Annotated in this window: 6 protein-coding genes and 1 pseudogene; 6 read left to right on the top strand and 1 reads right to left on the bottom strand. The window is 43.3% G+C overall.

Annotated features, from left to right (window positions below):
- Window positions 1-326: 326 nt before the first annotated feature.
- The gene (locus IQR33_RS10725) at window positions 327-935 is read left to right on the top strand and encodes a MarC family protein (protein ID WP_017635732.1); all 609 of its coding nucleotides are present in this window, start codon (window positions 327-329) and stop codon (window positions 933-935) included.
- Window positions 936-1,356: 421 nt separating this feature from the next.
- Here IQR33_RS10725 and IQR33_RS10720 read toward each other — a convergent pair whose 3' ends face one another.
- A complete protein-coding gene (locus tag IQR33_RS10720) occupies window positions 1,357-1,797 on the bottom strand; it encodes a phosphate-starvation-inducible PsiE family protein (protein WP_005375731.1) in 441 nt (146 codons plus the stop codon).
- Window positions 1,798-1,976: 179 nt separating this feature from the next.
- Between IQR33_RS10720 and IQR33_RS35845 the strand changes: the two genes are divergently transcribed.
- From IQR33_RS35845 to IQR33_RS10700, 5 genes and pseudogenes are all read left to right on the top strand, one after another.
- Window positions 1,977-2,174, top strand: coding sequence for a hypothetical protein (locus IQR33_RS35845; RefSeq protein WP_193837746.1), 198 nt, complete (start codon window positions 1,977-1,979; stop codon window positions 2,172-2,174).
- A 417-nt stretch (window positions 2,175-2,591) separates the two neighbouring features.
- A pseudogene (locus IQR33_RS35840) lies at window positions 2,592-3,371 on the top strand (PAS domain-containing protein); the annotation flags it as partial.
- On the top strand, window positions 3,369-3,905 hold the full coding sequence (locus IQR33_RS35835; RefSeq protein WP_372036153.1) for a methyl-accepting chemotaxis protein: 537 nt from the start codon (window positions 3,369-3,371) through the stop codon (window positions 3,903-3,905). The pseudogene IQR33_RS35840 and the gene IQR33_RS35835, both read left to right, overlap by 3 nt.
- Before the next feature lie 287 nt (window positions 3,906-4,192).
- Window positions 4,193-4,795, top strand: coding sequence for an ABC transporter permease (locus tag IQR33_RS10705; protein WP_017635730.1), 603 nt, complete (start codon window positions 4,193-4,195; stop codon window positions 4,793-4,795).
- A 24-nt stretch (window positions 4,796-4,819) separates the two neighbouring features.
- A partial coding sequence (locus IQR33_RS10700; RefSeq protein WP_228013844.1) for an ABC transporter ATP-binding protein occupies window positions 4,820-5,844 on the top strand: 1,025 nt, incomplete at its 3' end.

Here is a 5,844-nt window from a genome sequence, read left to right as displayed (position 1 = left end):
GAAGTAAAAGCTCAAATGGAGTCAAAAGAGCACTGGTATAAACACTAAAGCCTCACTATCTTATGACGTCGATATTCTTCTCGTTCACTTGTTTTTTTGATGTTCTCTGAGAAGTCTAAAGCGATGGCGACTACCGTTAGGTATGGTAGTCATTACCTTTGAGATATTAATAGTTATCGATAGGATAGAAGTAAGTTCTGTATTGTAAATAACGCACCATTTTTGTTTTTCTGAATGAGCTCTCGCTATGTTAGCGTCAAACATTTTCTCTGCTACTTCAAGCTGATCTTCTATCCTTAAAGCTAAATTGGTACTGGAGAAGTAGCATGATTGACTTTGTGGCAACTTTTATCTTTTTCTTTGCTGTCATCGATCCCATAGGTACTGTGCCCGTTTTTATCGCAGCCACAAAAAGCTATGAAGAAGTGGCAAAGCGTAAGGTCGCTCTGTTTGCGACTCTATTCTCCGCTGCTATCCTACTGTTTTTTGTTGTTGCTGGTGAAATCATACTTACAGCAATGCGTATTCCCTTGTCTGCGTTTCAAATCTCGGGCGGTATCGTATTGTTCTTGTTTGCTTTGACTATGATATTTGGTGAGAGTAAACCAGCAGAAGAAATCAGAACGCTCAATAGTCATCATGATACAGCAGTTTTTCCTCTAGCCATTCCATCAATTGCTAGCCCTGGCGCAATATTAGCCGCCGTTTTACTCACAGAGAACGTGCGGTTTAATATTTGGGAGCAAGTCCAGACCGTGGCTATGATGCTGCTGGTACTATTGGTTGTTTATATCTTGCTATTAATGGCCAGCGGCATACACAGGATTATTGGGAATACAGGAGCTAGTGCTGTAAGTCGGATCATGGGGTTGATATTAGCCGCTGTGGCCACGACCAACACTCTGAATGGGATTGAAAGTTACTTTGACCTTTAAGGCTTTTTCGCAAACTGAGCTGAAGGTATACGTTAAGAGCTAATTTTACGGCGAGATGACCGACCACCTGACAATCACTTTTCTGGCTGTTACTTCTAGCCGGATGTAATCCTTCAGGCTACTCGTGACGACCTTGTTTAAGAGGACCACGGAAAAGTTGAAAGTAAAATGCATAGATGTTGAGGGTATATATCAGATGGGGGAACTGGAGCAACACTTGCCCCCATTGAGCTGTGCCAATACTCAAAGATTAGCTGCTAGAAAACAATATCGATAATTTCTCCGCCTAGGCACTACTCTATACTCTTGTAGTCTCGCAGTATATAGAGCCTAGCATGGAGGAATTTATTAGCTTCCAACGTGCTAAGACAAGACTTTTTCATGCCTTGAGAGTATCTGAAAATTTGGGAGGCTGAGAAGTTTATTCAGTATGGCTCTTATTGGGCAGTTTATGGATCAGCCAGTAACCAAGACTCATACTAAGAACTACAGCCGCAATTCCAATCAGGTACATTGGAGACAAGGTTTCAAAGTCTATAATAATGACCTTTCGGGAGATTGCCATCAGCGCGGTGGCCATGACGATTTTTACATGAATAACATTTTCTCTCAGGTAAATAGTTATATTGATGAAAATTTCAATAGCAATTAAAACGGCCATAAAAGCACCAAAAGTGGCTAGCATATCTGAAATCGTCAGAATGAGTTTAGGTGGCGTGATAAGTTTTTGATATATCGTCCATGCAACATCTATCACACCCATGACGATTACAAACAACATAACTATCGACAATACTCTTACAGACCAATGAATCACTATCTGTAATTTTTTTGTTAACTTATCATTTTTATCGACTTCCATGGCCCTGTTTCCTTCGCTTGTTTATGTTCACTTAACCTTCATATGTTGAAGCTAGACAATTGAATACATGTCGTTTAAAGCATAGTTGCTGTGGTGAGAGATAGAAGCGTCCGAGGGAAGGAAGTTATGAAACTTAGGAGTGGGCACAATGTTGGACACATAATGTAATCTCTGGTGTCATGCGTTATTACCTCATTACCTCATTACCTCATTACCTCATTACCTCATTACCTCATTGCCTCATTTCTGATCGTGACGAGTCGACTGGTGAGGTGGTGATTCATCACCTTCACGGCAAACTGAATGAGCGGATACCACAACGTATTGATACTGGGCAAATCGATGCGCTTGTTGCTGGTTCCTCCGTGCGCTATTAATAGAAATACAAGCGAATAAGGAGTGGGTAATCGCTCAAAAGTCGGGTGGAAAAGCGGTAAAACGGCGAAAATTATTGGAACTAAGTCAAGGCCCTTTTTTTAAATGAAAAGGCTTATTGATCTGAACACACCACTTCTCCATATAATAAGTATATCCACAAATACAAACCTCAAATTGGCGATAAAGAGCTTTAATATTGATAAATATATAAACAACTTGGGTGCTGAAGAAATTTCAGTATACTGCGCTTAGGTTACACTGGAGAAAAAATCGCCGTATTCCCAGCGGGGTCCTTTGATAAGAAATAGAAATCGCGTTTGAATATGCAACCAAACGATTTTGCCGCTTGCAGTTTATTCGGTATACAAATAATAAACCTTTGACTAATCCGAAGGTCGGTCAAATGAGAGAAAGTCATGTTTTTTAATAAGTCGCTTCAACAAGAAAATCAACGATTAAAGCAGGAGTTGCAAATCCTGCAGCAAATCCAAACCAGTTTAGATGAAGAGATGATCCGCTTAACATTGGATAGTAAAGGCCTCATTACTTCTGCAAATACCAAACTACAGCAAGAACTTTTCTTACATGATGATGAGATCTTAACGAAATCAATTACTGAATTGGTACCGTCAAATTCGCGCAATACAGACCACTTTCATCGAATGAAGAAAGCCGTCCAAGATAAAGTGTTCTGGAATGGGGCATTGCAAGTACGGAAAGGTAATGGTGAGGAAGCCTGGTTAAGAACGATTATCCAGCCTGTTTTAAATGAGCGCAGAGAAGTAGAAAGCTTTTTTGTTTTTGCTTCTGAACTTACGCGAACGATCAAATCATCCCGTGAGCAAGAGGACATGCTAAATGCATTAAGTCGTTCTATGGCGGTGATTGAGTTCACATTAGATGGCCATGTTTTAAAAGCCAACGATAATTTCCTAAACACAATGGGTTATACGCTTGATCAGATTCTAGGGAAGCATCATCGCATGTTTTGTGATCAGGAAGAGTCGAGCTCTCAAGCTTACCGTGAGTTTTGGCAACGTTTAGCAAAAGGGCAATTTTCATCAGAGCGATTCAAACGAGTTAACCGTTATGGTGAAGAGGTGTGGTTAGAGGCTTCATATAACCCTATCCATAACGACAGAGGAGAGCTCTACAAGGTCGTTAAGTTCGCGACAGATATTACCCAGCAGGTGATGCAGGAACAGAAAATGGCCCAGGCTGCGCAATTGGCGAACGAAATCTCCCAAGAAACTGGAACACAAACCCTGCAAGGGCAAGAGGTTATAGGCTCAACGTTAGAAAAGATGCAGATACTTTCCGAGCAAATGCAGCAAGCGAACACCGCGATTGACGAGCTTAAAGCGCACTCATCGCGTATTAGCGAGTTGGTAAATAGCATCAGTGGTATCGCTGACCAAACTAACTTATTGGCGTTAAATGCGGCGATAGAAGCGGCTCGTGCGGGTGAGCATGGTAGAGGTTTTGCCGTTGTTGCTGATGAAGTCAGACAGCTTGCTACAAGAACCAATGCAACCACCGATGAAATTGTCACAATGGTCAGTGAAAACCTACAGCGAACAGATAACGCAGTTAAGCTGATCGCTAAATGCCAAAAAGAAGCACTAGATACGCTAGAGCTCTCTGAAAAAGCAGGCAATGTGATGAATGAAATACAAGATGGCGCTAGCCGTGTTGTAGAGGCCGTGGAGCAATTTAACCGCTCGTTGTAGTCAGTTCTTCATGCCAGCACAGGCTTTTAAGTTCCTATATAATCAAATTGTTTACTAGTGCTACTCATCGCCAATCAAGCGTGTTTTTGGTGATGAGAAAGCCAGTTCATTCCTTTCTTAATATTTCGTATTTCTATCTTTACGTGTCGCTATTTTACAACACTGTTAATAAAAAGTAGCGTAATTTAATCTCCTGTTAACTTGGTTGCGAATCACAGTTGGGGGAGACCTACTTGGACTTACTAAATTTCACCATAGATAACTTAGCGCTGCTAGGTACGCTTACCATGGAGCACATCTCTTTGGTTGCTCTGGCTGTTGGGCTTGCCATCTTAACTGGCGTACCTATCGGCATTCTTATCACACAAAATGAGCGCGCTGCGAAAGTGGTGCTTTACGTAGCGTCCATCATTATCACCATTCCTTCAATCGCATTGTTTGGTTTGATGATTCCTCTCTTATCGACCATTGGTCATGGGATTGGCTACGTGCCCGCCGTGATTACCGTACTGCTTTATTCTCAGCTGCCTATTATTCGCAACACTTATACCGCAATTCACAACGTAGAACCATCGCTCAGAGAGGCTGCTCGCGGTATCGGGATGACGCCTTTTCAACGTTTGAAAATGGTGGAAATTCCATTGGCGATTCCGGTGATTATGGCGGGTGTGAGAACGGCAGTAGTAATGAATATTGGCGTTATGGCGATCGCCGCGTATATCGGAGCCGGTGGGCTGGGCGTGTTTATCAGCCGTGGCATCTCGCAAAGTGATCCTCGACAACTGATCGTTGGTGCCATCGCCGTCAGCCTTCTGGCTATCATCGCGGATTACGGATTGATTCGACTACAAAAAAGATTAACGCCACCGGGCCTAACCGCTGCTCGATAAAGGACAAATAATAGGGACATTCAAATGATCAAAATTGACAAGCTAACCAAAATTTTTGAAACGCCTAATGGCCCGGTGACTGCCGCAGATCACATTGAGATGGAAGTTCCCAGTGGTGAAATTTGTGTGTTACTTGGCCCGTCCGGTTGTGGCAAAACCACAACGCTGAAAATGGTCAACCGAATTATTCCCGCGACATCGGGCAAGATCTATCTTGGCGGTGAAGATACTTCTGGGATGGATACAGTCACTCTGCGCCGCAACATCGGCTATGTTATTCAGCAAATTGGCTTATTTCCCAACATGACGATCGGCGAAAACATCGCGGTGGTTCCCAAGTTATTAGGGTGGGATAAGGCAAGATACATGACGCGTGCAAAAGAGCTATTGGAGATGGTTGCTCTTGATCCTAGTGTCTTTCTTAATCGTTATCCAAATGAGTTGTCTGGCGGACAGCAGCAACGAATTGGAGTTGCTCGAGCGCTAGCTGCGGATCCTCCCGTCATGCTGATGGATGAACCTTTTGGTGCGATTGACCCGATCAACCGTGAAGTAATCCAGGATGAGTTCCTTAAAATGCAGCAAGAGCTCAACAAGACCATCATGTTTGTCAGTCATGACATTGATGAAGCGGTCAAAATGGCCGATAGAATTGCGATTTTCCGCGATGGTCATCTGGTTCAGTACGATACGCCTGACGATTTGCTCGCACACCCGAAAGATGATTTCGTGAAAAACTTTGTCGGAGATGATCGCGCACTTAAACGTCTACGCTTAGTGACGGCTGAGTCCGTCATGCAGACCACCTTTGCGCACGTGAAACCTAACGAGACGCTTGCCGACGCTTTAACCAAAATTGACGCGTATGGGTATCGCGACGCCGTGATATTAGTAAATGGCCAACACCAGCCTATCGGTTATGTGCCAAAAGCTACAGCAATCAATATGAAGGGGTACTGCGGCGAACATTATGTCGGCCTGAAAACAATCGCCCGAACCACGGATGATCTGCGTAAAGTCGCGTCGAAGATGTTCACGCACGACATTGT

It is taken from the genome of Vibrio sp. OPT46, from assembly GCF_015163535.1.
Lineage (GTDB): Bacteria > Pseudomonadota > Gammaproteobacteria > Enterobacterales > Vibrionaceae > Vibrio > Vibrio alginolyticus.
This window is presented reverse-complemented; position numbering and strand designations above follow the sequence as displayed.